The organism is Paenibacillus sp. M2 (assembly GCF_046713495.1).
Lineage (GTDB): Bacteria > Bacillota > Bacilli > Paenibacillales > Paenibacillaceae > Paenibacillus > Paenibacillus amylolyticus_B.
Genome location: NZ_CP169648.1, coordinates 2,630,000 through 2,655,853, shown reverse-complemented (window position 1 = coordinate 2,655,853; position 25,854 = coordinate 2,630,000). Strand labels below are relative to the sequence as shown.

23 protein-coding genes are annotated in these 25,854 nt (G+C 48.0%); 4 read left to right on the top strand and 19 right to left on the bottom strand.

Translation table 11 applies throughout. From position 1 onward, the window contains the following. Nucleotides 1-2: 2 nt before the first annotated feature. Nucleotides 3-377 carry a helix-turn-helix transcriptional regulator gene (locus tag ACETMN_RS12320; protein WP_036609188.1) on the bottom strand — a complete coding sequence of 125 codons (375 nt, stop codon included), beginning with the start codon at nucleotides 375-377 and terminating at the stop codon, nucleotides 3-5. A 384-nt stretch (nucleotides 378-761) separates the two neighbouring features. After that, nucleotides 762-1,910: an acyltransferase gene (locus ACETMN_RS12315; protein ID WP_179198554.1), complete on the bottom strand. Its 1,149-nt coding sequence runs from the start codon at nucleotides 1,908-1,910 to the stop codon at nucleotides 762-764. A 72-nt stretch (nucleotides 1,911-1,982) separates the two neighbouring features. Between ACETMN_RS12315 and ACETMN_RS12310 the strand changes: the two genes are divergently transcribed. Further along, on the top strand, nucleotides 1,983-2,375 hold the full coding sequence (locus ACETMN_RS12310) for a YidH family protein (RefSeq protein WP_307537570.1): 393 nt from the start codon (nucleotides 1,983-1,985) through the stop codon (nucleotides 2,373-2,375). 177 nt (nucleotides 2,376-2,552) lie between these two features. Here ACETMN_RS12310 and ACETMN_RS12305 read toward each other — a convergent pair whose 3' ends face one another. From ACETMN_RS12305 to ACETMN_RS12255, 11 genes are all read right to left on the bottom strand, one after another. After that, nucleotides 2,553-3,158, bottom strand: coding sequence for a general stress protein (locus ACETMN_RS12305; protein WP_017689064.1), 606 nt, complete (start codon nucleotides 3,156-3,158; stop codon nucleotides 2,553-2,555). 853 nt (nucleotides 3,159-4,011) lie between these two features. Then, nucleotides 4,012-6,531 carry an ATP-dependent helicase HrpB gene (gene hrpB / locus ACETMN_RS12300; protein WP_411736162.1) on the bottom strand — a complete coding sequence of 840 codons (2,520 nt, stop codon included), beginning with the start codon at nucleotides 6,529-6,531 and terminating at the stop codon, nucleotides 4,012-4,014. A 153-nt stretch (nucleotides 6,532-6,684) separates the two neighbouring features. Continuing rightward, on the bottom strand, nucleotides 6,685-7,491 hold the full coding sequence (locus ACETMN_RS12295; RefSeq protein WP_411736161.1) for an SDR family oxidoreductase: 807 nt from the start codon (nucleotides 7,489-7,491) through the stop codon (nucleotides 6,685-6,687). Nucleotides 7,492-7,676: 185 nt separating this feature from the next. Next, entirely contained in the window at nucleotides 7,677-8,519 is an 843-nt protein-coding gene (locus ACETMN_RS12290; RefSeq protein ID WP_091017192.1) for a protein phosphatase 2C domain-containing protein, read from the bottom strand. 10 nt (nucleotides 8,520-8,529) lie between these two features. After that, nucleotides 8,530-9,282 carry a vWA domain-containing protein gene (locus ACETMN_RS12285; protein WP_017689069.1) on the bottom strand — a complete coding sequence of 251 codons (753 nt, stop codon included), beginning with the start codon at nucleotides 9,280-9,282 and terminating at the stop codon, nucleotides 8,530-8,532. Nucleotides 9,283-9,314: 32 nt separating this feature from the next. Then, a complete protein-coding gene (locus tag ACETMN_RS12280) occupies nucleotides 9,315-11,390 on the bottom strand; it encodes a hypothetical protein (protein ID WP_411736160.1) in 2,076 nt (691 codons plus the stop codon). A gap of 158 nt (nucleotides 11,391-11,548) precedes the next feature. Beyond that, the gene (locus ACETMN_RS12275) at nucleotides 11,549-11,824 is read right to left on the bottom strand and encodes a WXG100 family type VII secretion target (protein ID WP_017689071.1); all 276 of its coding nucleotides are present in this window, start codon (nucleotides 11,822-11,824) and stop codon (nucleotides 11,549-11,551) included. A 186-nt stretch (nucleotides 11,825-12,010) separates the two neighbouring features. Then, complete coding sequence (locus tag ACETMN_RS12270) at nucleotides 12,011-12,559, bottom strand: WXG100 family type VII secretion target (RefSeq protein ID WP_017689072.1); 549 nt, start codon at nucleotides 12,557-12,559, stop codon at nucleotides 12,011-12,013. Nucleotides 12,560-12,565: 6 nt separating this feature from the next. After that, nucleotides 12,566-13,396, bottom strand: a complete 831-nt coding sequence (locus ACETMN_RS12265; RefSeq protein ID WP_091017195.1) for a hypothetical protein — start codon at nucleotides 13,394-13,396, stop codon at nucleotides 12,566-12,568. A 16-nt stretch (nucleotides 13,397-13,412) separates the two neighbouring features. After that, complete coding sequence (gene essC / locus ACETMN_RS12260; RefSeq protein WP_091017197.1) at nucleotides 13,413-17,417, bottom strand: type VII secretion protein EssC; 4,005 nt, start codon at nucleotides 17,415-17,417, stop codon at nucleotides 13,413-13,415. A gap of 54 nt (nucleotides 17,418-17,471) precedes the next feature. Then, nucleotides 17,472-17,792: a hypothetical protein gene (locus tag ACETMN_RS12255; RefSeq protein ID WP_074094613.1), complete on the bottom strand. Its 321-nt coding sequence runs from the start codon at nucleotides 17,790-17,792 to the stop codon at nucleotides 17,472-17,474. A 422-nt stretch (nucleotides 17,793-18,214) separates the two neighbouring features. On the opposite strand from ACETMN_RS12255, the gene ACETMN_RS12250 reads away from it, so the two are divergent. Beyond that, a complete protein-coding gene (locus ACETMN_RS12250; RefSeq protein WP_074094612.1) occupies nucleotides 18,215-18,454 on the top strand; it encodes a hypothetical protein in 240 nt (79 codons plus the stop codon). Nucleotides 18,455-18,576: 122 nt separating this feature from the next. Here the strand turns inward: ACETMN_RS12250 and ACETMN_RS12245 are convergent, their stop codons facing one another. From ACETMN_RS12245 to ACETMN_RS12220, 6 genes are all read right to left on the bottom strand, one after another. Beyond that, the gene (locus ACETMN_RS12245) at nucleotides 18,577-18,729 is read right to left on the bottom strand and encodes a hypothetical protein (RefSeq protein WP_164783094.1); all 153 of its coding nucleotides are present in this window, start codon (nucleotides 18,727-18,729) and stop codon (nucleotides 18,577-18,579) included. Nucleotides 18,730-18,973: 244 nt separating this feature from the next. Further along, nucleotides 18,974-20,449 (bottom strand): aldehyde dehydrogenase family protein, encoded by a 1,476-nt coding sequence (locus ACETMN_RS12240; RefSeq protein WP_105598237.1) that lies wholly within the window; start codon nucleotides 20,447-20,449, stop codon nucleotides 18,974-18,976. A 169-nt stretch (nucleotides 20,450-20,618) separates the two neighbouring features. Further along, a complete protein-coding gene (locus ACETMN_RS12235; RefSeq protein WP_091017200.1) occupies nucleotides 20,619-21,158 on the bottom strand; it encodes a GNAT family N-acetyltransferase in 540 nt (179 codons plus the stop codon). A 371-nt stretch (nucleotides 21,159-21,529) separates the two neighbouring features. Then, on the bottom strand, nucleotides 21,530-21,868 hold the full coding sequence (locus ACETMN_RS12230; RefSeq protein WP_091017202.1) for a L,D-transpeptidase: 339 nt from the start codon (nucleotides 21,866-21,868) through the stop codon (nucleotides 21,530-21,532). A gap of 56 nt (nucleotides 21,869-21,924) precedes the next feature. Beyond that, nucleotides 21,925-23,034, bottom strand: a complete 1,110-nt coding sequence (gene rsgA / locus ACETMN_RS12225; RefSeq protein ID WP_411736159.1) for a ribosome small subunit-dependent GTPase A — start codon at nucleotides 23,032-23,034, stop codon at nucleotides 21,925-21,927. 447 nt (nucleotides 23,035-23,481) lie between these two features. Next, nucleotides 23,482-24,075 (bottom strand): metalloregulator ArsR/SmtB family transcription factor, encoded by a 594-nt coding sequence (locus tag ACETMN_RS12220; RefSeq protein ID WP_076249781.1) that lies wholly within the window; start codon nucleotides 24,073-24,075, stop codon nucleotides 23,482-23,484. Nucleotides 24,076-24,253: 178 nt separating this feature from the next. On the opposite strand from ACETMN_RS12220, the gene ACETMN_RS12215 reads away from it, so the two are divergent. After that, a complete protein-coding gene (locus ACETMN_RS12215) occupies nucleotides 24,254-25,252 on the top strand; it encodes a YpdA family putative bacillithiol disulfide reductase (protein ID WP_192132282.1) in 999 nt (332 codons plus the stop codon). A gap of 5 nt (nucleotides 25,253-25,257) precedes the next feature. After that, on the top strand, nucleotides 25,258-25,701 hold the full coding sequence (locus tag ACETMN_RS12210; protein ID WP_036609212.1) for a DUF441 domain-containing protein: 444 nt from the start codon (nucleotides 25,258-25,260) through the stop codon (nucleotides 25,699-25,701). Nucleotides 25,702-25,854 lie beyond the last annotated feature (153 nt).

The window sequence follows — 25,854 nt, the reverse complement described above, 5'->3', positions numbered from 1 at the left end:
GCTCATCTTCCTTTCGTACCGTAATTGTCCTCTTCTGCCTTGTGTAACATGCCGAGACAACGATCCAGATCCGTTTTGACCTGTTTCTTGTATAACTCAGCTTTCTCCGCACCATCATCCGTGAAATGATATAAAACGATTTCCTGAAAATCGACCTTCGGATCATTGCCCTTCAGCTTCTTCGTGCGATAAAAAACACCTTGCTGGACCAATTCATGCAGTGCCCGATATACCTCGCTCTGGGGTGGTACATAACCGTAGTCTTTGAATTCCTGCTTCATCGCCTCCAGCATCTCGTAACCATACCCCCTGTGCTGTTCAACCATCGTAATCAGATACAGCTTGATAAATGCCCGCTGTGCAATCATAAAGGCCACGTTCATTCCCCTCCTGTCAGAACCTATATATCTAGTATTATAAAACTTATGTTCGGGTTCTGCCATCTTTCTCCGCTTGGTCTGCCTTTTATCCATCTTTAAAGAAGGTGAGAAAGAAATCGTGTGAATACGCGTTAAGCTGGGGGAAGCACGGAAAAAGGTTTTCTGTTGTGAATTTTTCATGTAATGAAATTTTAATCGTTATTCAAAAGTTGTTTATTTCAGGGCTCATGGAGTCGTGAGATCGAATTTTAATGACAAGAGAGTCTGTGCAAAAGCTGTAATACCTGTGCTCCTGTATCTTGTGTTTGTATACTCTCGTACTCCCGTACACTCCTGTGCAGCTGTGGTGATCTATTATGAATTTTTCATATGTTGATGGATTCATTTATCGCGAACAGACTTCGGTACGGTTCCCACAATCCATTTGCCCCAGCTTACACGCGAGATAAGCCATGTCACTACACAGGATAATGTAAGAGCGAGCAACCAGGTGATGGTCATTCGAACGACAGGGTTCAAGCCCATAGCAACATAGAACAACTCATCCGGAATGTAGCTGTACCGCAGCATCAACATATGCATCAGATAACCGCCATACGATACACCACCAATCCATCCCAGCAATCGTGTAGCCCTGAGGTTATGAAGTTTTCCTGCCAACTGATACATGACCATAATGGAAGCGATCAGAAAGAGTGCCATATCAGGGCGGATCAAGCTGACTGTGTAAAACGTAATTTTGATTCCTTCCGGCTTCTGAAACTCCAGCATTAATAGATATGTAAACCGCAGACCCAGAACAATAAACACTGTCCAGTATATCCAGCGTAATCGATGAATCCATTCATTCCAGTGCTGCACGGATAACCCCGCTGCGGCACCAAGCACAAAATAAATAAAGAAATAGAGGAAATTCCGGTCTGCATACGTTGTAAAAGCATCTGTCAGCACCGGGATATTCACCCGTTCCATGAACTTGGCGATGTTTCTTAATTGATCCGCAAGTACAAGATACACCACACCAGAAATCAATAATGCGATCAAGCGCCCCTTGGCCTCATATCGGTTATATACATAACGAATGGCTCGCAAAAAGAGCGGAAATAACAGATAAAACTGAATCAACATAATGATGTACCAAAAGTGTGAAGTCGTTTTGCCAGTAAGCAACTTCAGGCCCAGGTCTGGGATGTCATTCCATCCGAATCCGGTCCAACCACGCGGTGCAAGTGTAAAATAAATGAGTGACCAGATCAGATAAGGCACGATCACGTCGTTTACTCTTTTTCTCATAAACTTGCCGTAATGCAGCTTGTCTCCCGTGTTATAAAAAAGCACCATCCCTGTTATGAATATGAATAAAGGAACGGCAAATTTGGAGAGCATCAGCAGTATGGCCAGTAACACCCCATCCTCCAGTCTCGTTTCCGGGACCAGAGAGTAATGTGCGATGGAATGCTGGAGAACCACCGCTCCAAAGGCAATTCCCCTTAAGCTCTCTATTTCTGTAATTCGTTCTTTGCGAGGCATGCATTCAGCCATCCTTTCTTGGTTTTGCGATAAAAACAACGTACAATGAATCCGTATATTTAATGAACGGAGTTGATTCACATTTCTTTAACAGACAAAGACGTAACCACTACCGAATCCAAGTATGTCCAACAACATCTGGCTAACGAGCGAACTTTTCTGGCCTGGGTACGCACCGGTATTGCCATGGCGGGCATCGGCTTTCTTGCTGCCGGATTTGGCTTCAATTCGTCGGCGTATGATCGGCTTGCACATATTGCGGCGATTATAACTGGTATCACTTCTCTGATTGGCGGCATATCCATCATTGTGTATTCGGCAGCAGCCTATCATCGGAAGCGTACACAAATCAATGAACAGACGTTTCAGGCATCGACCGGTTTAATTCGGTTTCTCACATGGATGCTACTGGTGATTGGACTCGCTTTAGCTGTACTGTTATATGTATTGTTATTCCCTGCTTGACTGGGTAAAAACACCATCCGACATTACTGACACCCACCCATATGCAACACAGGGACAAAAGCCGGCTTCCCTTAAGGAAACCGGCTAATGACCATCTGGTGGATCATATATGTCATTCCATTTTACAGATATTAAGTCATTGGGTTTTATTTCATTTCGATTATATTTGCGGCAAGATTACAGGAATGTATTGTTACCGAATCGCGCTGCCTTGTTTTGGGCTTCCAATCTGCGTTCTTCCATATCCAGATCCGGCCGTTCGGCTGGCACGTCTCCGCGATGAGCTGCTTCGGCTCTGTCCCGGTTAAGCTGGCTGTTGCCACTGAATACATCGTACACATCGGAGTCCCGATCCGTAGAATCTACGAGCAGCAGGATTTTACCATTCTGTACATACTCCTCATACTGTTTAGCGTCCTCTTCCGGAATACCAAGACCTACCAGTCCACCCACCAGTCCACCAGCTCCCGCACCCACAGCTGCACCGGTAAATGCTGCTGCAATGGGGCCTGCGGCCAGAATCGGTCCTATACCGGGTATAGCCAGTGCACCGATACCTGCGAGCAGACCGGCTACGCCACCAAGTACACCACCTGTTGCTGCACCTGCAGCCACGCCTTCAGGGGCTTTGGTACCTGTCTCTTCCCGAATTGCCTTCAGTTCATCCCGATCTTGTGTAACAACGGAGATTTCGTCTGAAGTGAATCCTTGTGCCTTCAGACCCTCGATAGCTTGCGATGCTTCACGTTCTGTATTAAACACACCTACGATTTTCTTTTGCATAATGAATCCCTCCTCATCTGATTGAGTGGTTCGTTATGTTATTACCCGCCTTCGTTTCTTTCAAACGCTTGCAAGTCAATATCGTATGTGTTAATAGCAATGAATTGCTGAGGTTTATTCCTTTTTATTCCTCATCAGAGTATGCCTTCAAACTCAGGCATGTGATACGTTGTCAGGCAAGCTCTACATTGAAGGACGTGGGTGTCCAAAACATCTTGAAGTCCAGACTGGCTGATCCTGGCGAATTGTCCAGACGATTTCTAAGGAACCGAGGACGTCTTATTTAGCCTTCGGGTCCTCATTTTATTTTGTAAGGAACATAAGACACGTTATTTACCAAAATCACCTGACAAACCCGTTGTAAACGGCTGGTTATTCGAATATAACGTGTTTCAGATTCCTTAGATTGCTGCGGGCGCTTTTAAGTCGCTGAATAAGACGTCACAAGTTCGTTAGCGCTCCGCTTCATGTTCAGCTCCAGGCACGTTCAGTTACACTCCGGCTTTCGGCAGGTTGAGGACACGCTCTGGGGCGCGACTTCAACCTCAAAAGAAGAAGATTTTGCTGAATTCTCGTTCCATGCCGGATGTTTTTGGTAGGCGTGCCGGGGCACGTCAAGGGGAAAGTAACGCAGCATGGAGCGAAAAGGCAAAGTGACTAACATGGAGCGAAAAGGCAGTAAAAGTTGCACGTTAGTGAGTTTTGAGACACGTCCTGGTTAGAGGATGATTCTTTAAGTCAGAGAATGATTCGGTCAGCTACAAAACTTAAGGTTGTTCAGGAGAGTCTGAGCCTGATGAAGAGCGCCCTTTGGGAACCCAATCGTTGATATCTGAAAAACGAAATCATTCATCTATTTCCCCCTTGGTTTGGCCCGATTTGTGGCGACCGCTTCAAGTGGATTATCCGGCCAGTAGTGCTTCGGATAACGACCTTTCAGGTCTTTTTTGACGTCAAAATACGTCTCTCGCCAGAAATTCGCCAAGTCACGTGTGACCTGTACAGGTCGCTGAGCCGGTGATAATAGGTGGATTGTCAACGGGACTCGCCCACCCGCTATACGCGGTGTCTCCTGTTGTCCAAACATCTCCTGTAATCTTACCGCCAGCGCCGGGTCCTCTGGACGACTGTAGTCCACGGGAATACGCGAACCACTGGGCACCTGTATATGCGTCGGAGCTTCATCGTCCAGTTGTTGTCGTTGCGTCCAGCTCAGGCCACCCAGTAATACATCTTGCATCGACAATCTCTTCAGGTCGGCTGCCGAACGCATGCCTGTCAGATAAGGGGTAAGATGTTCTGCCAACTCTTCGGTCAGATCATCTTCGATCAGGTCGGGCCACTCAGGTAGATGGAGATGCAGGAACCGCAGCCTGTCCGCAAGTTGTCTGGATGTTTTTGTCCAGGGCAGACAATCCAGCCCTTCCATTCGAATTCCGGTTAATAGTGCTTCCAACACCTGATCTTCAGGTGGCTGTGCAATACTGCTCTCTTTCATCACAAGGGCTCCAATACGAAGTCTCTTATGTGCTCGCACGCTGCGGGTATTAGAATCCCAGGCCACTTGCACTTCATCTTGCAGCAGGTGCTGAGCTGCCTGCACCAATGTCTGCTCCTGCAACGGCGCAGCCAGCAGGATGCGCGCATCTGCGCCCTGGTCGTCTGCCTCGGCTGCGACCAGATACGCTGAACGGCTCAGCGATTCTGTCGCTGCGAGCCGTACGCCGCGGCCGCTGCTCAGCAGATAGCGGCCGTCCTCCCGGCGTTGCCCGATCCGGTCCGGATAGGCGAAGGACACTAGCAGTCCGCAGCTGTCCTCATCCGGCCTTACCGGATCGGCCGCCGGGCCGAGCGCCGAGCGCAGCTGGCGGCTCTCCTGGAGCATGCGCCGCACGGCCGCGCCGTCTGCGACAGCCGCTGCCGCTTGCGGCATACCGCTGCTGTCCGCGGTCAGCAGCGCCTCTACGCGCGGGCGGAGGTCCGTGCCCGCGCCCGCACTGCCACTGCTGCGGAGGCCGGCAGGCTCCTGCAGCAGTGCCGCCAGCATGCTGGCGTAGCTGGCCAGCCCAAGCTCCGCTGCGCGGAGCAGCATGCTGGCCAGTCGCGGATGCACGCCAAGCGTGTTCATCCGCCGCCCGAAGGGCGTGATGCGGCCTGCGTCGTCCAGGCCGCCCAGCTGGCGCAGCAGCGCCTGTGCCTGGCCGTAGGCGGCGTCAGGCGGGGTGTCCAGCCATTGCAGCTCTGCTGGGGACTGGACACCCCAGACGGCAAGCTCCAACGCCAGCGGCGCAAGATCCGCGGAGGTGATCTCCGGGCGAGCTGCCTCAGGCAGCCCCCCATGAACCTCCTCGCTCCATAGCCGGTAACACACCCCCGGGGCAATTCGCCCTGCACGACCCCGCCGTTGATCGGCTGACGCCTTGGACACCGGCAGGGTTACAAGCCGGCTCATGCCTGTGCGCGGCGAAAATGCCGATGCACGACTTAGCCCTGCATCCACCACAATCTTAACTCCAGCGAGTGTGAGACTGGATTCCGCAATGGAGGTGGATAAGACCACCTTGCGCGAGCCCTCAGCTGCCGGGCGTATGGCCTCATCCTGTTGTTCCACGGGCATACTGCCATACAGGGAATGAACTTTCACATGTTCGGGAAGAGAACCATTCCATAACTCCCGTTCTGTACGATGTATCTCTTTTGCGCCAGGAAGGAAAACAAGCACGTCCCCCTCCTGTTCGGCTAATGCCCTCTTCACCATCTGAGCCGTGAATTGTTCCAGTGGCATGGCTGTTGGTCTCGATACATATCGTGTTTCCACCGGAAACGTTCGCCCGGGACAGTGAATTGATTTTGTACCTTCGCCAAGCAATGCACAGACGGGAACAGAATCGAGGGTCGCCGACATCACCAGCAATTTCAAGTCTGGACGTAACATCGCTCGGGATTCCAATGCCAGAGCCAAACCCAAATCCCCATGTAAGTGACGCTCATGGAATTCATCGAATATAATCATCGCCGTGTCTTCAAGTCCCTGATCCTGCTGCAACATTCGGGTCAATACGCCTTCCGTCACAACTTCAATACGCGTCGCCTGACTCACCCGGGTATCCATGCGTACACGATATCCTACAGTCTGACCCGCCTTTTCCCCTAGTGTAGCCGCCAGTCTCGATGCAGCCGAACGCGCAGCCAGCCTTCGAGGTTCCAGCATAATGATTTTCCGTCCCGCAACCCACGGCTCCTCCAGCAAAGCCAGCGGTACAACAGTTGTTTTTCCCGCTCCTGGCTCTGCAATTAACACACCTGTATCTTGATCCCGAAATAACTGTCTTAACTCAGGAATAACCTCTTGTATCGGTAACTCTATTTGCATATGATCGCTCCTAATGAATGTACCCTACTGCTCTTCAGTATCTCTATTCGAATGTTAGCATTATAACAAAAAAAGCCGTTCCAGAGGAACGACTATCGCAGACACACCCTAAGACACGCCTTAGTAAAAATGAAATTTATCCAGAATGCTCACTTAGCTGAGCAATGATTCGGCACCATCAATGACGATCTCTGCTCCCGTAATATGTCTGGATTCGGACGATGCGAGGAAACTTACCAGATCGGCAACATGTTCCGGCTGACCCGGCCCGTCCGCAAGTGGTTGCTGTCCTTCCGGGAACTCCATCGGAATAATGATCTGTTGCAGATCATCCGTTTTGACCGTACTTTGATCGATATTTGTCGCAATCGCTCCTGGCAAGATTACGTTCACACGTATCTTGAACTTCGCCAGTTCAAGCGCAGCCATCTTGGCAAAAGCAACCTGTCCTGCCTTGGACGTGCTGTACGCCGACATGCCAAAGCTTGAGAAGCGTTGATTGCCGTTAATCGAACTTGTAATGATAATGCTGCCGCCACCCCGTTTCTTAACGTGAGGCAAAGCATATTTTACGGTGAAAAATGTACCATTCAGGTTGGTTGTAATAATCTGTTGCCAATCTTCAACCTGAATTTCCTCAATGGGTGCCGATACTCCGTTAATGCCCGCATTGGCAAAAACGATATCCAAACCGCCGAATAACTCAACGGTTTCCAGTACAGCCTTTTCCACACGTGCCGGGTCAGAAATGTCTACATCAAATGCTCTTGCCGCACCGGGGTGCAGCGCATTAATCTCTGCTTCCGTTTCCGAGATCCGATCATTCACCAGATCAAACAATGCAACATGTGCACCCTCTTTAGCCAGCTTGACCGCAGTGGCTTTCCCAATCCCGGAGCCTGCTCCGGTAATAATCGCAACCTTGCCTTGGAACCGTGACTTACCGTTATGTTGTGTCATTATCCATTCCACTCCTTTGATTAGCAATTATGTAAGAATGTACATTCAAGCTTTCATTAGCCAATTCTTCACAAGATTACCCAAAAAGAGTGTCTTTTAAATCAACATCAACAAGTTTTTTCACAGTTGATCTTCGCCGCTGTCACAGCTTCAGCAGGATCGATCCACAACTTGATATCCCGCACTCACCATTCCAGCTCAATGAAAGCGGCATCATCTTCAAGTCCGCCGGTATGTGTAGCATCCAGCAGTACCTGAATGTGTTCATCCGGGACATAGGCTTGAATGGCATCCAGGTCGTTCAGTCCATCCGTATATAACTGGAGTCGCAGTGAATCTCCTGCCGACCCTTTCATCTCGCAGATGTGCGGCTTACCACCAACAGGCCCTTCAAGTGTAGACCAACGCTCATTTGTCTTGCAGTGAGTCTGAAATAATTCAGACTGTTCCTGACCATTACGCCAAAGGCGAATACGGGAATCTCCTTGCCACGCTAACCATACACGGCTTTTGCGGCCACCTCCCGTAAGCTCGATCCGTCCACACACATACATGGCCTGACTGCCCCGACTTCGCTTTTCCATCAACACTTCACGCAGCAACAAAGGGGAACTTTCCAGTGGCTGTAATTTCTCCAACTGCTGAGATGCAGGAAGGGTTAGATCATGGAGAAGACGCTCCACGCCCTCTTCTGTCGGGTGTTGCGTCGTTTCCAACCAATCCAGCAAAGCATTCCCCAGAAAACGCGCTGCAAAATCGCCCAGGTAACTCATGCCTACCCCATCACACAATACAAAATTGCAGATATTTCCTTTCATACGTACCGCAGCAAAGTCCTGTCCGGTATCTCCCTGATGTACCGTCTCAGCCGCTCTGCCATAACCATATCTGCACTTAAATGTACCCTGATAGCGGGTTAGTGGCTGTTCTCCCGTCTGTACACTAACATAGCGAAAGTTGCCATGCCGTTGCTCGGCATGGCCCCCCTTATCTCCAGCAGACAATGTTGCCAAACGCATCGCTCTCATGATTCCCCTCCTATCTAACAGGCGTAGCAGCGGACATCTGGAACCCGATTGATACCAATTCTGCACAGGTACCTGGCAGCATCATGAGTGCACCGGGTGCAAGCAAATAATCAGCTTCAACAAGCATTTCCCGATAACTTTCGGGCAGGACGGATGACATATTCCGCAGCTTCTCTCCATGCTCATCCTGTAGATTCGTTTCCGAAGAGATTCCCTTCCATCTTCTGGGTTCAGCAATTGGACCTTCCAGCAGATGATCGGATATAAAAATATTTTCCACCAGTACATTGCCGTCTGGTACACTCATACCCATAATTCTTTTTGCAATAGGTTCGGGATCTTCACCTGTGGCTACCCCATCGGTCATGTGGCATACAAGTGGCGCAGGACAATCCTGCATATTCGGAATTTCGGCCTGTAGAATCTTTTCCGCCTGTAGGAAAGCCTTCGCAGAATCGGAAAAGCGTCTCGGAGTCAGGTCAGGCAAAGAACCAACTGCAGCGATCTCGTCAATCCCTTTAATTCCGTTCAACAAGTCATATACATCATCGCTGTAAGCCAATATGGCTATACGATAACGAGGTGTCAGACGATTTCCCTTGGTAGAGCGAAATACCATTTGGCGGATCGCGAGAGATAGGGCATCATAGACGACGTCAATCCGTCGACGATTTTCCAGAACCATGTTCATGGAGGCGCTAATATCAATTAAATATATAATAAGTGCAGGTGTACGCTGTGATGCTTGAATCGTGTAGTTCATCTAGGGTGGGTCACCTCCATCGTTCACGTTATTTATAAGTTGGGCAACGTATAATTAGTGTTGCTCAGGAATTTGTTAATGGCACTCATTCGAGCGGCCACTTTTCCGACACCTTTGAAATAGGAAGCATCGGTATTGTATAGATTTTTGAAATCACGGGCATACGATTCCGCATTTTCAATTTTTCTGCCTTTTTGCGCGTTATACGTCTTATTGTAATGAGCAATCAGCGTGACCACATTCTGGGCACGTTTTTTCTTCAGAGCTGCTTTCTGAGCAATCTCCTGTTGACGTTTAACTTCAGCTGCCGCTTTACGCTCCGCTTCCTGTTTTGCAAGCTTGGCATCATTCTCTTTTTTCCAGACCAGATAAGCTTCATATTTTGCCTGTTTATCGTACTTCTCCTGCTGTGCTCTCTTAGCGGCTTCTTTCTTCTGCTGCTCCTGCTTCACCAGAAAGGCCTCATATTTCGCCTGTTTGTCGTATTTGGCCTGTAACGCCTTACGTTCTTCTTCTTTTTTCTTTGCATCAGCTGCCTTCTGCTTGGCTTCAGCGAGCTTTTTCTTTTCCTCTGCGTCCAGTTTTGCAGCATCTGCGGCCTTTTGTTTCTCTTGTTCTTCCTGCTGTTTGAGCGCAGCTGCCTTTGCTGCTTCCGCCTCTTCCGCAGCTTTGATATCTGCCAGCCGTGTGGCTTCCAGCTGTTCTTTCTGTTTTACCTCTGCCTGATCGGCGAGTATTTTGACCGTTGGCACGCCACCTGCCAGCAATACAATAAGCACAGCGGAGGAAATCATGAACTTTTTGGATCTGTAGAATGGCACAGGTACGGGCTTGTCTGTGTCTTCTTTTGGATTAAGCTTGGCATCCAGTTCCTTGATTGCAGCCTCGACTTCCATCTGCATCGCGCTGTTATGAGGAATAAAATGATAAAGAGAGCGGTACACTTCCAGTGCTGCAGCCGGTTTATCTTCATCCTCCAGGGCTCTTGCTTGCAGGAACAGACGATTCACAACCGCTTCCTGATCTGGAGAGTGCGGCGTTTGGGGACGGTTCCCGTCTTGCGTATTCACCGGTTCATTTACTGGTTCTGAGCTCTTTTTCAGATTCACATCAGCTTCGGACGAATTGGTAGCTGCTTCTTCCGATGTCGCAGCAGCCGCCGCATTGGCCTGATCCACGTCTACCGCAGCCAATGCAACATACCACTCACCAAACGTCGGACAGCTGCTCAGATCGTGACTTTCCCAAGCTCGAATGAACAGATCTGACAGTTTGGAACCCCAACGCTTCTCAAGGGACTCCCGCATCGCATAATACCGTTCACTCACTGTTTGCATTTCATGCTGATCAAAATAACTTTCGCCCCACGCCTTCTCTACAATCACAGGGTCTGACCAGCTTAACATTTCAGCAATGATAACAGCTCCTGCAAATCGGTCAGCATATGAACTCCACAAACCGCTGTGCACTGTTCGATGGGCTGCATAACCGGGCGACCCGGCAAGCAGGGCATCCGGACGATCCATCTTGGAACCGTACATCTGCTCGACATCCACAAGTTCTACCGCAGACGTCTTCCCCAGGTTCTCCACTTCGGAAAAAAACGGAATCATTACATTGGGAGCGGACATATCGCAATGAGCCAGTCCGCGTTGTTCCATAGCCGAACCTGTTCCAGCAAGTGCTCTGGCCAGCTTCAAGCTCTCCTCAGCCGTCAACTGTCTCTGATCACTGATCACATCGAACCAGGTCTGACCTTGCACCCATGGCATCAACACCGCATATAACAGATCGGGATGTTTTCCAATGAGCGCTCCGTTTCTTTCCGGAGTGAGCACATCACGCTTGCATACCTGCAAACCTGGCAGTTCACTATAAGACTCCATATGCTCAGACTGATATACCATAGCCGGAATACGGAATTTAGGAAAAAAGACTTTTAGTGCTTTGGCCCCATGAACGGAACCATTACGGGGTATTAACTGATAAACAATCCCCTGCCTTCCGGCTTGGGCATAAGCCAGACCCGGCGCTGCCGGATGTTGCCCAATCGTATAGGCAATGTCGTTAATCACCACTTCATCCCCGGGATTTGGTTGAAAAGACATGCTTATCCCTCTCTCTGTCCTAGTGTCATAGTTGCAGCAAAAACCGGGTGTTGTGACAACGCCCGGTTTTTGCTGTAGTTGTACATCTTCAGCTTGCTATCCACCTATAATTCAGGACGAAATCAGACTTCACATCGGCCTGATCTATGTAAAGCAGATTAACGAGCTTGGTCAGCTGTACGGAATTTGTTAGCAATAGCTGTAAGTTCAGCGCTGATGCTGTTCAGCGTTTGAACGAATGATTGCATTTGTTTGCTAGCTTCTTGGAACTCTTGGAAGAAGCGTTGCTTTGTCATACCTTCCCATTGTCCTTCCATGCTTGTGATGGATTGAGTCAATGTAGATACGATTTGCTGACTTTGCTCACCGCTTTGTTTAAATTGGTTGGAAACCTGATCAAGCTGCTCTGGGGTAACTAAAATACGTCCTGCCATTTGTAAATTCCTCCTTGGTTTGTGCAATTAATTTTTTACTTGTTCAAATTGTACTATACCAGGATCGATCGGACAAAAGCCGAAGGACCTAATCCTATTTACCCCATTTTTAGCATTTGAAACTTCTCCTAACAGCCTATTTACAAAAAAAGATTCACTTTCTGCTGTTACTTTCATTCACCCTGTTCAGGAAACCACAGGCTCGGTCCCTCTTCTTCCCCGAAAGGAAGGATCTGTGAATCTCCATGCTACAGGCTCAGGCTGCATAGCCTGCACCAGTGTAGCCGGGGAGCCATCAGGCGGAGCGGCATCCTGTACACGATATACGGCCGCCATTGCGGAAAGGGGATCGGATACTACAGCTACAGTTGCAGAATGTGCAGGCATGATTTCTCCTGTACGATTGTTCTGAAGAACATTCAGCATATTGACCGCATTACCATAGGCTGTGTTCACATGACTCAGCACGGAACGATACTCCATGTCTGCCTGCTGGAATAACAACGCTTTGCGTCCCAGCTGTACGCTTAAGTCCATTAATCGACGCAGCGCATCCTCGCCCAGTCGTTTACTGTGATTCCATTCATTCATCACCGCTGCGCGGGATTCAACCTCCCACTCCAGCGAATGAATCGCCTGATCCAACACTGTCATCTTTTGCTGTATTTGCTCCGCTGCATACTGAATCTGCTTGCTCAGTGCCCGAAGCACATCCGGTTCCACACGAATGCGCATTTACCATCACCTTTCCTCTTCCCCTGCAGGCTGTTTAAGCCAGTCCAGCAGCATCTCGTGAAACTGTTCTCTAGTCGTTAGTGCTGCAACAAGCCAATCATCTGAAGCCGCAGTGCTCATCCGGAACAACCAGTTGGATACCGCACTTGCAGCAAAGGCTGCCGACTGCGACTTCCACCCGTCTTCATTCCATACAAGCAACCTGAGCTCCCCGTCTGACTCCTTACCCACCAGACAGCGTGCCAGTGCAAGTGAGCCCTCAGGATCACTTGTCTCCTGTTCGAGTTCCGCTGCTACGGTCTGTACTCCGCTGTTTTCGAGCTCATTCATGACATCATAAAATTTTTTCTTGGAGCACATTAGGGCCGGTTTCTCCGCAGGAGAATGGCCGCTCCATTTCATCCGCTCTATCAGAACATCGATGGCTTCACGAACACTTCCCAGATCGCTGAGCCGGAACGAGTCCGGTACGTCGTCAACACGGGAAACTTCAACGACCCGCTCATCCGTGCAATGTATATAACTCTCATACGACTTGCCGTTGATCGTGTAGCGAATCCAACAAGCTCTGTCGGACAATCCGGCAATGGCTACCCTGGAGAAAACGGTCGGTGTCATGATCAGCTCATCGGTATCCTGATCCCGAATCAGATATCCTTTGTCAAGAAGGGAGGTTTTGACACGCTCCCACTCCCTCGCGATATCCTCAGCCATATAGCCGCGAAACGGATCTTCTACACCAAGCAGTCGGTCTGAACCGAGAATACCAGCCAGGAAAAAAAGTTCCTTTGTTTGCAACGTGACTACCTTTTGCTTAGAATCATGAACCGTCAACATTATGAGCCACCTCCCCTCAAACTACAACATGCCATCGGTCACGAATTTCAGAAATCCAATCGGTCATTTTCCAGCTGTCATCACATGGAACTGCACCTTTAACCCTGGAATATTTACGTTTTACATAATAACCTTGACCCGGAGGCAGTACCTTCAGCCCACCTGAACTACCTCCAGATTCGGAATAAGGTATACGGAAGAACGAGAGATCGTTAGGGTCTAAAGTCCCGAACAGCATTCCGCTCTGGGAAGCCTTCACATCCGTTACCCAGTCAGAACCGAAGGTCGGGAAGTCTGCCGGAACCCCGGACAGAATCACATGTACACCGCGATCCCTTCCTTGACGAACAATCGCTCCCAATTGATCTTTTACATTAAAATCGTTTAGCTGCTTGGACAAGGTGTCCGCATCATCGATGACGAGCACAAGTTCCGGTCCACCGGAAATCTCGCCTCTTTTCAGAACTTCATCGTACAACTGTTGAATGACAGGTGCAAGCTGTTCTTCTCGCGATACATGTCCACGGACATGGGGCAAACTGCTGATTTCCCCCAGCCCACCTGAGCCATAACGCATATCTACTGTGTATATTTGCACATCTTCCGGAGAAGCATGATAAGCCAGTGATAACATCCATGTCAATAAAAATGTCGTTTTGCCGCCTTCCATCGGACTCGTTACCATGAAATGCGGACCTTCACGCAGATTAAGCTCGAATGGTTCCAGATCATCCGTAAGCAGTCCCACAGGGACAGTTATAGACGATGTATCCCACGCCTGACCATATGATCCTGTCCGAATGAGTAGATCCTTGAGTTTGATCTCTTCCGGAAGTGGAGCAATCTGCGGCGCTTCTTCCCCTGTCCAGCCTTGGCGAATCTCAGCAATCGTACGGCGCAGTTCAGATGAACGCTTGCCCTCATCTGCCCCTGAAGATGGTAATGCCGCCTGGAACATTAACGGAGGCACTTGCCCTTTGACCAGACCTCTTCCTGGCGGAAGTTGGCTTGGCGCCTTGGAAGGTCTTCCCACGGCATAATAATAATCGCTTGGATCGGATAACTCAAATGAAACCGCATTGGGAATATTACTTCTGAATTTTTCAAATACATCTGTTACCCGATTGGCGGTGAGCACAAAGGTGATACCCAGACTTCCGCCTTCACGCAGGATCGTCTCCAGAAGTTCATTCTCTTCCGGATAGGCATTGCGGAATGAAAGATAACCATCGATAACGACCACAACCTGCGGAACAGCCGCGTGAGCTGTCCGGCGGTAGGCCGAAATCGTTTTAACCCCCGCCTCCGAGATGATATCTTTGCGTTGTGCTGACAGCTTGAGAATATAGCGGAATAACCGTTTGATCCGGTCTTCCTCTTCCGCCATCATCACGCCACCAATCTGAGGTAGTGCTGCAAAGTCCTTCATCATGCGGCCCATGTCGATAATGTAACCATGCCAAGGTTCAGTTCTATGGGAACGGGCCAAAGACATAAGCAAGGTCTGAACAAATGTTGTTTTGCCCAGTCCTGGCATGCCGTACACGACCAGATGTCCTTGATCCACAGGCAATGCGAGCGGTTGTTGGCGCTGATTAGGGAGATCATCCAGCAAACCTACCAGTGGTTTCAGACCACTCGCCCCGCCATCAAGCAGCAGATCCCGATTTTCTTCTTCCTGCCAGTCCTGAAGACCTTCCCATTCCAGTGTCTCTGGTAAAGGTGGCAACCATGGTCCTGGCAAACGACGGATACCCGCATCAGCTGCAGATTGCGCAACATAATCAATAAATACCTGAAGCTGTTTCGGAACATCTTCACCTTTGAGAACGGCTCTGCGCTCTCCAGTTAACAGAGGCTCCCGCTTACCGTTCAGGCGCACTTCCATAACAGGCAATACTGTTGTTGAATCCTCCTGCTGGTTATAAGGTGCACCACTCCAGGCGAATTGCATTTCTTCAAACACTTCATCACTACCAACCTGGAAATATCCACGACCAGGCTTTGTAATCCAGGCAGCATTTGGAATCTTGATCATATCCCTGCTATCTCCCTCACTCTGTACGCGAAGGCAGATCCGGAAGCGCGAATTACTCCATATTTTATCGTCCACAACACCAGCCGGCTTTTGGGTTGCCAGAATTAGATGAACCCCAAGTGTCCGGCCAATGGCCGCGATACTGATCAATTCATCCATGAACTCCGGCTGGTCCCGCTTCAATTGAGCAAACTCGTCAATGATAATAACCAGATGTGGCAGTGGCTGTTCATGTCTGGAACGCAGAATCTTGTAATATTCATCAATATGCTGGAGGTTTCCCGCATCATTTAATATTTTTTGCCTTCTGACCAGTTCGGCACGAAGTGAGATATTCGCCCGCTCGATCAGATTTCCATCCAGATTGGTGATCGTCCCTACCACATGAGGCAGATCAACAAATGTATTGGACATACCGCCACCTTTATAGTCAATCAGCATGAAAGCCAGATCATGTGGATGGAATTCAGCAGCGAGTGAAGCAACGATGGACTGGATGACTTCACTTTTACCTGAACCGGTTGTACCTGCAATCAGACCATGGGGACCATGACCCTGACGTTCAATTTTGTCATGCAGGTTTATCGCAATTTTTTTGCCGCCAGCTCGTACACCCATCGGTACGGGCAGCGTGTCAGGATATCTCGTCTGTCCCCACCTGGACACCACATCCAGATCTTCCACACGTGATGTACTCAGCATATCAAATAACGGAAGCACTTGCGGGATATCTGAAGCAGATGACCGCTTTAAGCGGATCGGTGACATATAACGGGAAAGCGCCTCTGCCATCTCCTTCGAAATCACATCAGGCTTGTACATTTGTTGTATAACATCCGCATCTTCCGTTTTTTTGATATACACCCCTTTGCCTTTGGAGGCATCCATAATCAACTGACAATGCATCGGTAGAGACTCCTTGCGATTAGCCAGTATGATGGTGCATACATCAATGTCATGAGCCGACTCCAACAGCAGCGGAAGTAACGGTTCTTCTTCAATCAATTGCGTATCGGAGAGAATCACAACGTAACATGGCGTTTGTACACTTTTCTTGTAGCGGTCTTCCTTATTGTTACGACGCCGGTTCAACACGGAAAACAAGCTGTCCGCCAATTGATGCGCACCGCTGTGCCTGTCGGCCATATAGCGTTGTCCTTGGTCTTCATCCCAGATATGGGGCATCCAGCGAAGCCAGTCCCATTCCTTGCTGTCCTTTTCTTCATAGAATGCAGCAAGCTTCAGTTCATCCGGGGAATGGCGTACCGTCAGTTGTGAGATGATGACTCGCAGGGAAGCAAGTACTTCCTCCCGATCGCCGACCAGTCCCATAACCTTCGATTGGAACAAAGGTAATGTAATGGAAGCATCCGGTACCGTCTGGAATTCAGCCGCAAGTTCATGGGCAGCTTCAATCAGCTCATCCTTCTCGTAACCATCAATCCGCGGAACCTGAAGTTTGATGCGGAATGGAATCTCTCCCGTTCCAATGCGCACCTGAAGGAAATCATCATCCTCTGGTGAACGCTCCCACAAGGAACTGTTCCGGTTCTTCACCACTTGAAGACATACACCCGGATCACCGTGAATTTCGTACAGGCTCTTCACTTGCTCCGCCTGAGCTTCTTTCAGTTCTTCCCGGTGTTTGTCCAGTTGGGCAAGATACATTGTTTTTCGTTCTTCCAATTTTTTGCGATATGATTTCTTGTTGCTCAGATACACGAAGAATGGAATGGTGTAAGAAGTAAGCATCATCATGACCGTCATCATCTGAAACATCATATAATTGCTGTTGCCCATTTTGCCGGTCATATTGATATATACGTAGAAACCAATGCTGACCATAGTCATCATGATCGGCACAATAATGGATATCATGGAAAACGTGGGTTTGCTCGGTTCTGTTGGAGGCCTGAGTATTTCGAGTCTCTCTTCCTTGAGAACCGGTGTCATTCTTGGGGAACGCTGATATAACACATTCACGAAGAGAAGACCTCCTTTAGTTCGTTCAATAATGAATGTATACGTTCAAAAGCCCTATTCGTTGCTGTCCTGTTGAAACAATGAACGTCTTCCATATACAGGCGCTTCTTCCGAAGTCGTTGAAAAAGCCCGCTGGACACGTACGCAACTGCCTTGTCGCAGCCCTGTTTCCATTAATTGCTGTGCGTTCTGCGGAGAGAACCACAAACCTTCCGGAAACTTGGCTTCAAGGATGTACTGAATGCCGTCTCCCGGTGCCTGTCCAAAAATGCGAACGCCGAGTAATGTCTTCAAATGTTCAATGGTACATTCGTCCGGAACATCGATGTCGAACCATTCTCCTTCCTCGCGGCCGGAATACACGGTTAGAATCATCCGAATCCCTCCCATGGTCTCATATGTAAATTGTCCTAATGTCAGATTAAATCAAAAAAAAGAGAATGAATCGTTATATCAACCCTATTTTCTTACATAAACCCCCTGTTTGCAATGTACCACCTGTAATTTTGTTACATATGACCCACGTATATATTAAAATATCGTACATTCGACTCAGAACTTTCGTGGCAGTTATGCAATTAAATATTGCGAGGATACGAAAACTATCGTTTTTAGTTCCATTTAAATGGTAATTAAGTTACGTTTTTCAGGACTTTTATTCCTTCGCTCACAATTGAATTGTGAACACTTTTCAAACATTACCCACCTTTATGTTTTCATAAGCTGATTTTAAGGTAATTTTAAGCATTGGAATTTAATATTAGCTGTATGAAATAACAACCGTGAGGTGATTTCAAGTGAGAACCCTAATAACCTTTCAAAACAAATCAATCCCTGTATATTTTAATCAAGAAAACAAACAACCTATGCAGAAGACATTAAGATTGCTTAGCAGTGCTCTTGAGCATAAAATTAGCAACGGTAAACGCGCCATTCAAAAATGTCTGCATTCTTTAATTAGTATTGAGATTGTTAATGGAGAAGCCATTCTCCACAGTCGAAGTGAAAACGACTCCCTTGCTTTATCCTTATATTAAAAGGAGTCAACCAAGACACATTTTTTACAAGACATGAAAAAGGAAGCTGTCGTTATAGACAAGCTTCCTTTTTTGAGTTGTATACACGTTAACATCGGATCGCAATTATTGTCAGCCATCACTCAGTGCAGTTTGCTCAGGACATAGGCGGCATCATGTTCTTCCGCAATCTCGGCTTTACGAATACGAATGACAAACAGCCGAACCAAATTGGCACGTGTATGTTCTTCCTGACAGGTATTCAGTTTCCTCAGAATAAAGCGGTCAATGGACATGAATTTAAAGCCCCTTTGCCATTGGATTTACGGATCGATTCTTCCGTGTATCCATAAATAACCAGATAGCGTCAGCCCCAAACAGCTTTTCCACTCTTATATTAAGCCGTATTTTGCTGAGGTGTAAAATTGTGCAAAAAGCCCGTCCCACCAAGCTGGAGACGGACTTTCGCATGATTTGTCGTTTTTTTGTAACCCACTCTAATCATTCATAAATGCTCCTGCTGGTTCACTCTTTTTCGACTTATTTCACTCCCGGATATTCCCGATATTGGTGCTGAATGCTGATCCAACGAGTACGTGTAAACTTTTCAATGGCCCAATCCCCACCGAAACGTCCAATCCCTGAAGCTTTTTCACCGCCAAACATCACATGCGCTTCATCGTTCACAGACTGATCATTTACATGCACCATACCCGATTCAATGCGCTGGGCAACCTGATATCCTCGATTCAGATCTTTGGTGAATACGGAACCACTAAGTCCATAAGGAGTATCATTCGCCAAACGTACAGCTTCCTGCTCATCATGAGCCTTCATGATCACTGCTACTGGGCCAAATAATTCCTGCTGCACGATATCCTGTTCAGGTTTAACATCGGCAAGTACAGTAGGAGACAGCACGCTGCCTTGACTGGTCCCCCCGAGCATTAACTGTGCGCCTTCAGCCTTGGTTTTGTTCACAAGCTCCAGCAATCGTTCTACCTCTTTTTCCCGAATGAGAGGACCCACGAGTGTTTTGGCATCCGCTGGATCACCTGCCTGGACATTCTTCGTTTTGGCAACAAATGATTCGACGAATTGGTCGTAAATATCGGTATGCACAATGATACGATTCAGAGCCATGCAGATCTGTCCCTGATGCAGAAACTTACCAAAGACCGCCGCTTCGGCAGCACGTTCAATGTCCGCATCTTCCAGCACAACCATGGCGTTGTTGCCGCCTAGTTCCAGTGCCGTTTCTTTTAAATGTTCACCCGCCAGTTTACCGATCCCTTGTCCAACTTCTGTGGAACCCGTGAATGAAATTACTTTGGGAACCGGATGAGCGACAAAGTAATCTCCAATCTCGCTGCCACTTCCCGCAACGACATTCAGCACGCCCTCAGGCAGACCAGCCTGTTCAAACAAATCGGCAATAAGCCACCCTGCCGTAATCGGAGTATCCGATGCTGGTTTAATCACCACACCATTACCAAGAGCAATTGCTGGAGCTACAGATCGCAGGCATAGATGCAAAGGGAAGTTCCATGGCCCGATAACACCAATCACTCCCTTCGGCTCACGAACCACACGGTTCTCTTTGCCAGGGGTATTGGACGGGATGATCTCACCCTTCATGCGATAAGGAAAAGATGCTGCTTCGTCCACAATGCGTTTAGCCGCTGCAAACTCCGCCTCCGATTTGATACGGGTACTCCCGGATTCCGTGATCAACAGTTGAATGATCTCCTCTTTCCGCTCCGTCATCAGGGATGAAACTTTACGCAATACCTCTTCTTTCGCAGCAGGTAATGACTTCGCCCATTCAATCGAATTTTTCTGAGCTGACTCATAAGCCTTATCTATGTCTTTCTTATTGGAAGAGCGCCATGTAGCAATAACTTCTCCCGAATAAGGATTGATATTCTCCATTGTTTTCTCACCGGAGCCATCTACCCAGCTGCCATTAATATATTGTTTCGTCCATGTTGTATGTTCAGTGTCCATTAAAGTCATGTGAATACGCCCCCTGATCAAGATTAAATGTCACACCTGCACAACGGTGTAATACATCATTAACCTTGTTCAGAATTACGCAAACGTGAAGACCTGAATTAGCTATTCCATTTTTAAAGTTTAAGGAAACAACACAACCCACACTATTCTCTCGCCATCTGAAAGTCTTTCAACAGTCGGGCAGGCTCTTCTCTCCAAAGAGGCTTAAGTCTTCCCATCCGTAGCCAACTTCGATCAGATCTTGACCACCAATGCGGAGGGACTGTGTTTGGACTGGAGTGCCTCCCATCTTTTCATAGAAGCGACAAGCTGAATTTCGCTCCAAAGCCCATATGATCAAACGTTTCATATTGTGGGTCTGCAGATGATGAACGACATGTGTCGCCAGTTGCTGACCTATCCCCGTTTGTTGCACTTCCTTAAGCAAATATATAGCGTACAACTCTCCATCATAAGGTAATTTGCCTTTACGCTCCTTACCCCCACAAGCAAATCCGACAATGTTCCCATGATCCTGTTCAGCTACCACCAGGATCTGATCCTTTTCGCCAGAACGAATAGTCTTCTCCCACTGAGACAATCTTGATTCTGTAGTCAAATGATCCAAAAAATCGTCAGGCACAATTCCCCGATACGTTGTTTTCCAACTCTCTGTATGTACATGGGCTATTCCTTGCGCATCCCCTTCACGCGCCCGCCTGATCAGCATCGCTATCACTCACTTTCTCTCGTAACCGCCGCAGCTTTACCATATTATATGTTCTTCTTTCTTTAATTCCAAATTAACCCACTTTAGTCCTGGCTGTAAAACTTATTTGGTAACTGGCTATCTTAACCTTATAATACGTGTTCAAAAAGTCTGGTTTTAAGTACCACGAAGATGGAATGAAGCTAGAAATGGAGTAGCGGAGCGTAGATAGAGCTACGTGAGCAACCAAAATGTTTCCTTCGGAAACATACTTCGTAAGCCTCCCGCTTATTTCGGCTGAATTTCATATTCGATGCTGATCACGCCGCTAGGCATGATTCGTAATCAAAAGCGGACTTTTTGAACTACCTTTCATGAAGTAAAATCCGGCCCTAGGGCCGGATCGTTACTCTCGTGCCTACAGATACCTTGGAAGACAAATCCAGCACATCCGAGTTGTACATGCGTATACAACCATGGGAGACGGATTTGCCAATAGACCAAGGCTCATTGGTTCCGTGTATCCCATAATGGGGAGCAGACAGCCCCATCCACAACACGCCAAATGGCCCACCTGGATTGGATTGTTTGTTAATAATCGTAAACTCCCCGTTTGGAGTCTGTGTGAGCATCTTGCCGGTGCCCACGGGATAGCCCTTAATCACCTGATTGCCATCCAGAAGATATAACATGTGGTCAGACAGATCTACAATAATCCTGTAATCTGGCATAATGACATCCCTCCTGACCTATCTTATGCAAGATACCGGATGATGCCCGCCTGATTTCAGGCTTCCTCCCACTCTTTCGCACTACGGGAGTGCTTGGGTTTACGACTATTGGCCGGTTTGCTGGAGGCGGTACGCCTTCTGGATGCCACTTCTTCCTTGCGTTGCTGATATTGCAATTCCTTCTGCATCTTCAGATAATTATTCAATCTTTTTTCATCCAATGAACCATTCTGTATGGCATCTTTCACTGCACATCCAGCTTCCTGTGTATGGCTGCAATCCAGAAATCTGCACGTGGCCGCAAGTTCTTCAATTTCTCCAAACGCATGCGACAGCCCATCATTGCCCTCATCCCAGAGATTAAGCTCACGCATTCCTGGAGTATCGATCAATACGGCTCCCTGGGGTAGTACAAACATCTCCCTGTGTGTTGTCGTATGTCTCCCACGGCTGTCTCCCTCGCGGACGGATTGTGTAAGCTGCACATCCTCACCCATCATCCAGTTCACCAGCGTAGACTTGCCACTGCCAGAAGATCCTGTCAGCGCAACAGTCAGCCCTGGCTGCAAATATCGTTCCAATAAGGATTTGCCTTGACCCTCCACTGCAGATATTGCAAGCACTTCAACGCCTGGAGCAATCCCTTCTACACTTCGGATCTGTTCTTCCACATTGTTGCACAGATCACTTTTGCTCAAGACAATGACTGGCCTTACGCCACCATTCCAAGCCATCATCACGTATCTTTCGAGTCGTCTAAGGTTGAAATCATGATTAAGTGCAGCCACGATCAACAGTGTATCTACGTTTGCGGCGATTAATTGTTCCTTGGTCACCGGACCTGCCGCCTGTCTCGATACCCTGCTCCGACGTGGCACCAGATGGTGAATAATTGCTTCTTCACCTGCCTGGCCTGTAATCGCCACCCAATCTCCAACCGCTGGTACCAAGCTGCTCTCCAGACTATCATGACGCATTCGGCCCGAAATTCTCCCCCAGCATTCGCCCTCTTCTGTAATCAGACGTTGCAGATGTCCATGGTCTGCGATAATTCTGGCTGGCTTTTTCTCCTGCTCTTCCATCCCTGTCTCTTGCCACAGTTCCTGCCACTTTGCTGACCAGCCGTACTTCTCAATATGGTTATCTAAAATAAAAATTCCTCCCAAAATAAGTTGTTTACTTCGTTCAAGCCGATTGAACAATCATCTCCGGTTCAGATCAAAACAAAAAACCACGAGTAGAAATACACCCGTGGCAATAAGTAGTTAACCGAATCAGAGATCATCCCTTCTTGCAGATCTACCGGATAGAATACTTAACCCTCCGATATAAACCATTCAGGAACACCCTTTTATTGGCAAACAAAAAAGCCACGGGTGCGTCACCCGTGGCTTCATCTGAGCATGACATACTTCACGTTACAATGGATACTGCTATCCAGCTAACGCAAAATTACATGCTTTGATCCGTTCCGGAGACGCTGTTCATATTCAAATTAACGTATACTGCATTTAAGTTTGTCATAAACAATCGCCTCCCTTGTAGAATTATCCATTATGTTACACACTGAGCTTTACAGTTGTCAAGCCCAATTTTTTTTACCAAACGCTACTCTATTTGACCTGATCCCAGCGTGTCCACATTTCCTTCGGATTCAATTCATAGATCTCCTCTTCCCGATACATGAACTGATGCATAATAAATTCTCGCCGAATCGTTGCAAAGTCTTCATGGTATTGCTTTATAAATGTATTGATTTCTTTCTCCGTATACTTCCGACCAAATTCAAGCTGCTCGACCAGATGACCAAGTACAATCAGTTTTTTCTTGTATTGAGCCGGAATCTGACGCAGTCGCCCATCTTTGGAGAAAAAATTTCTCATGACCGACGCTTTCAATGTTTCATTCACATCACTCATATCCGCAACCTCCTCTCGATTAAAGATAAAATCAACCGAAGCCTGTGCATTCTCGCGGATAAACGAAGGATTGAGTGTGAAATACACTGTATTTTTCTCCCGTCGTTCCTTAATCAGCGCCGCCTCTCTCAGCTTGGATGCATGATGTGTCACGGTTGGCTGTGACAGATTCAGCCGCTCGGCAAGTGCCTGTCCGTGCAGTTCACCCTGTGCCAACAACAGCAGCATGCGAAGCCGGGTCGGGTCAGCCAACGCTTTATGATAAGCCACAATTTTCTCCAGCTGCATCATCGTTCATCTCGCTTTCAATTAGATATACATCTAATTTGATATTAGTCTTTTCTTCTCAACACGTCAACTCCTTTGGTTTCAAGTAAGCTTGTCTAATTAAACTCCACGCTTGAACTGGCATTGGCTCGTTATTTACGGTAGGATTATATTGCTTGAAATAAGGAGGATTAAGAACATGGAAGATGTCATTATTATCGGCGGAGGCCCATGCGGTCTGTCTGCTGCCATTGAATGTGAGCGGCTGGGACTGTCCGCTGTGATCGTTGAGAAATACAATATCGTTCAATCTATTTATCTGTATCCAACCCATATGCAGTTTTTCAGCACAGCCCCGCTGCTTGAGATCGGAAACGTTCCGTTCAGCACACCTAATGATAAACCGTTTCGTTATGAAGCACTTGCCTATTATCGCAGGGTAGCCGAACATTTTGGTCTGCGTGTTCATAACTATGAGGAAGCCCGTGAAATTAAACGCAAGGATGATGGTACGTTTGAGGTACATACGCTCAATCGCCGCGGGGAAGCCATCGTACATGCTGGACGCAATGTAGTTGTAGCTACCGGTTATTTTGACCATCCTAACTATCTGGGCATCCCTGGAGAAGATAAAGATAAGGTAACCCACTACTTCCGGGAAGCCCACCCTTATACCCGTACACGTGTCGCCATTATTGGCGGAAGCAACTCAGCCGTGGATGCGGCCATGGAACTGGTTCGGGTCGGAGCACATATTGATATGGTTTATCGCGGCAGTGGTCTGTCCCAGCATATTAAACCATGGGTACGCCCGCTATTCGAGAGCATGGTGACAAAAGGTCATATCACACTCCACCTGGAATCACGCGTGAATGAAATACTCGATGATTCGATTCGTCTGATACACACGGATGGTTCCACTCGGGAACTGGATAATGACTTCGTACTGGCCATGACCGGTTTCCGTCCAGATCGTCAACTACTCACGTCGGTAGGTGTGGAGATGTCTGATGATATGGATAAACCTCTATATGATGCACAAACGATGGAAAGCAGCGTACCTGGTGTATATGTGGGCGGAGTCATCGCTTCGGGGCGTAATGCCAATGAAGTCTTTATTGAATCCGGGCGCTGGCATGGACGTTACATTGCGGAACATATCGTTAGCAAACAACGTGGACAGACTGAAGGGAAATGAAAACAATGGATATGACTTCCCTGCTGTTGCTCGTATTTGCGGCTCTCGGGATTATCAGCAGCAACACACCTGTGACCGTAGCGATGGTATTTCTGTTGTTGCTACGAGTCCTGAACCTGAATCAGGCATTTCCATGGCTTGAAAAATACGGACTTACACTGGGCATTATCATTCTGACCATTGGCGTGATGGCACCTCTTGCCAGTGGCAAGATGAGTCTGCAGACGATCGGTGAGTCTTTCCTGCACTGGAAATCACTACTCGCCATTGGCGTAGGATTACTGGTGGCATATCTCGGAGGACGTGGCGCTACGTTGATGGGTACACAGCCAACTGTCGTTGCAGGGCTGTTAATCGGAACGGTACTTGGGGTTGCCCTATTCAAGGGTGTACCTGTGGGTCCATTGATTGCGGCGGGAATTTTATCATTGCTACTGGGCAAATCCTGATTCAAGTTGTGATAGTTGTAACCTGACATGCTATGCAGATTGGCTGTATTTCCCACCGTTGTGTGATATACTTCTATTCATGCAAATTATGTACACGAGTCTACAACAGAATAATCCACATTGTGGTTATGCTGTTGCATGAAATATAGATTC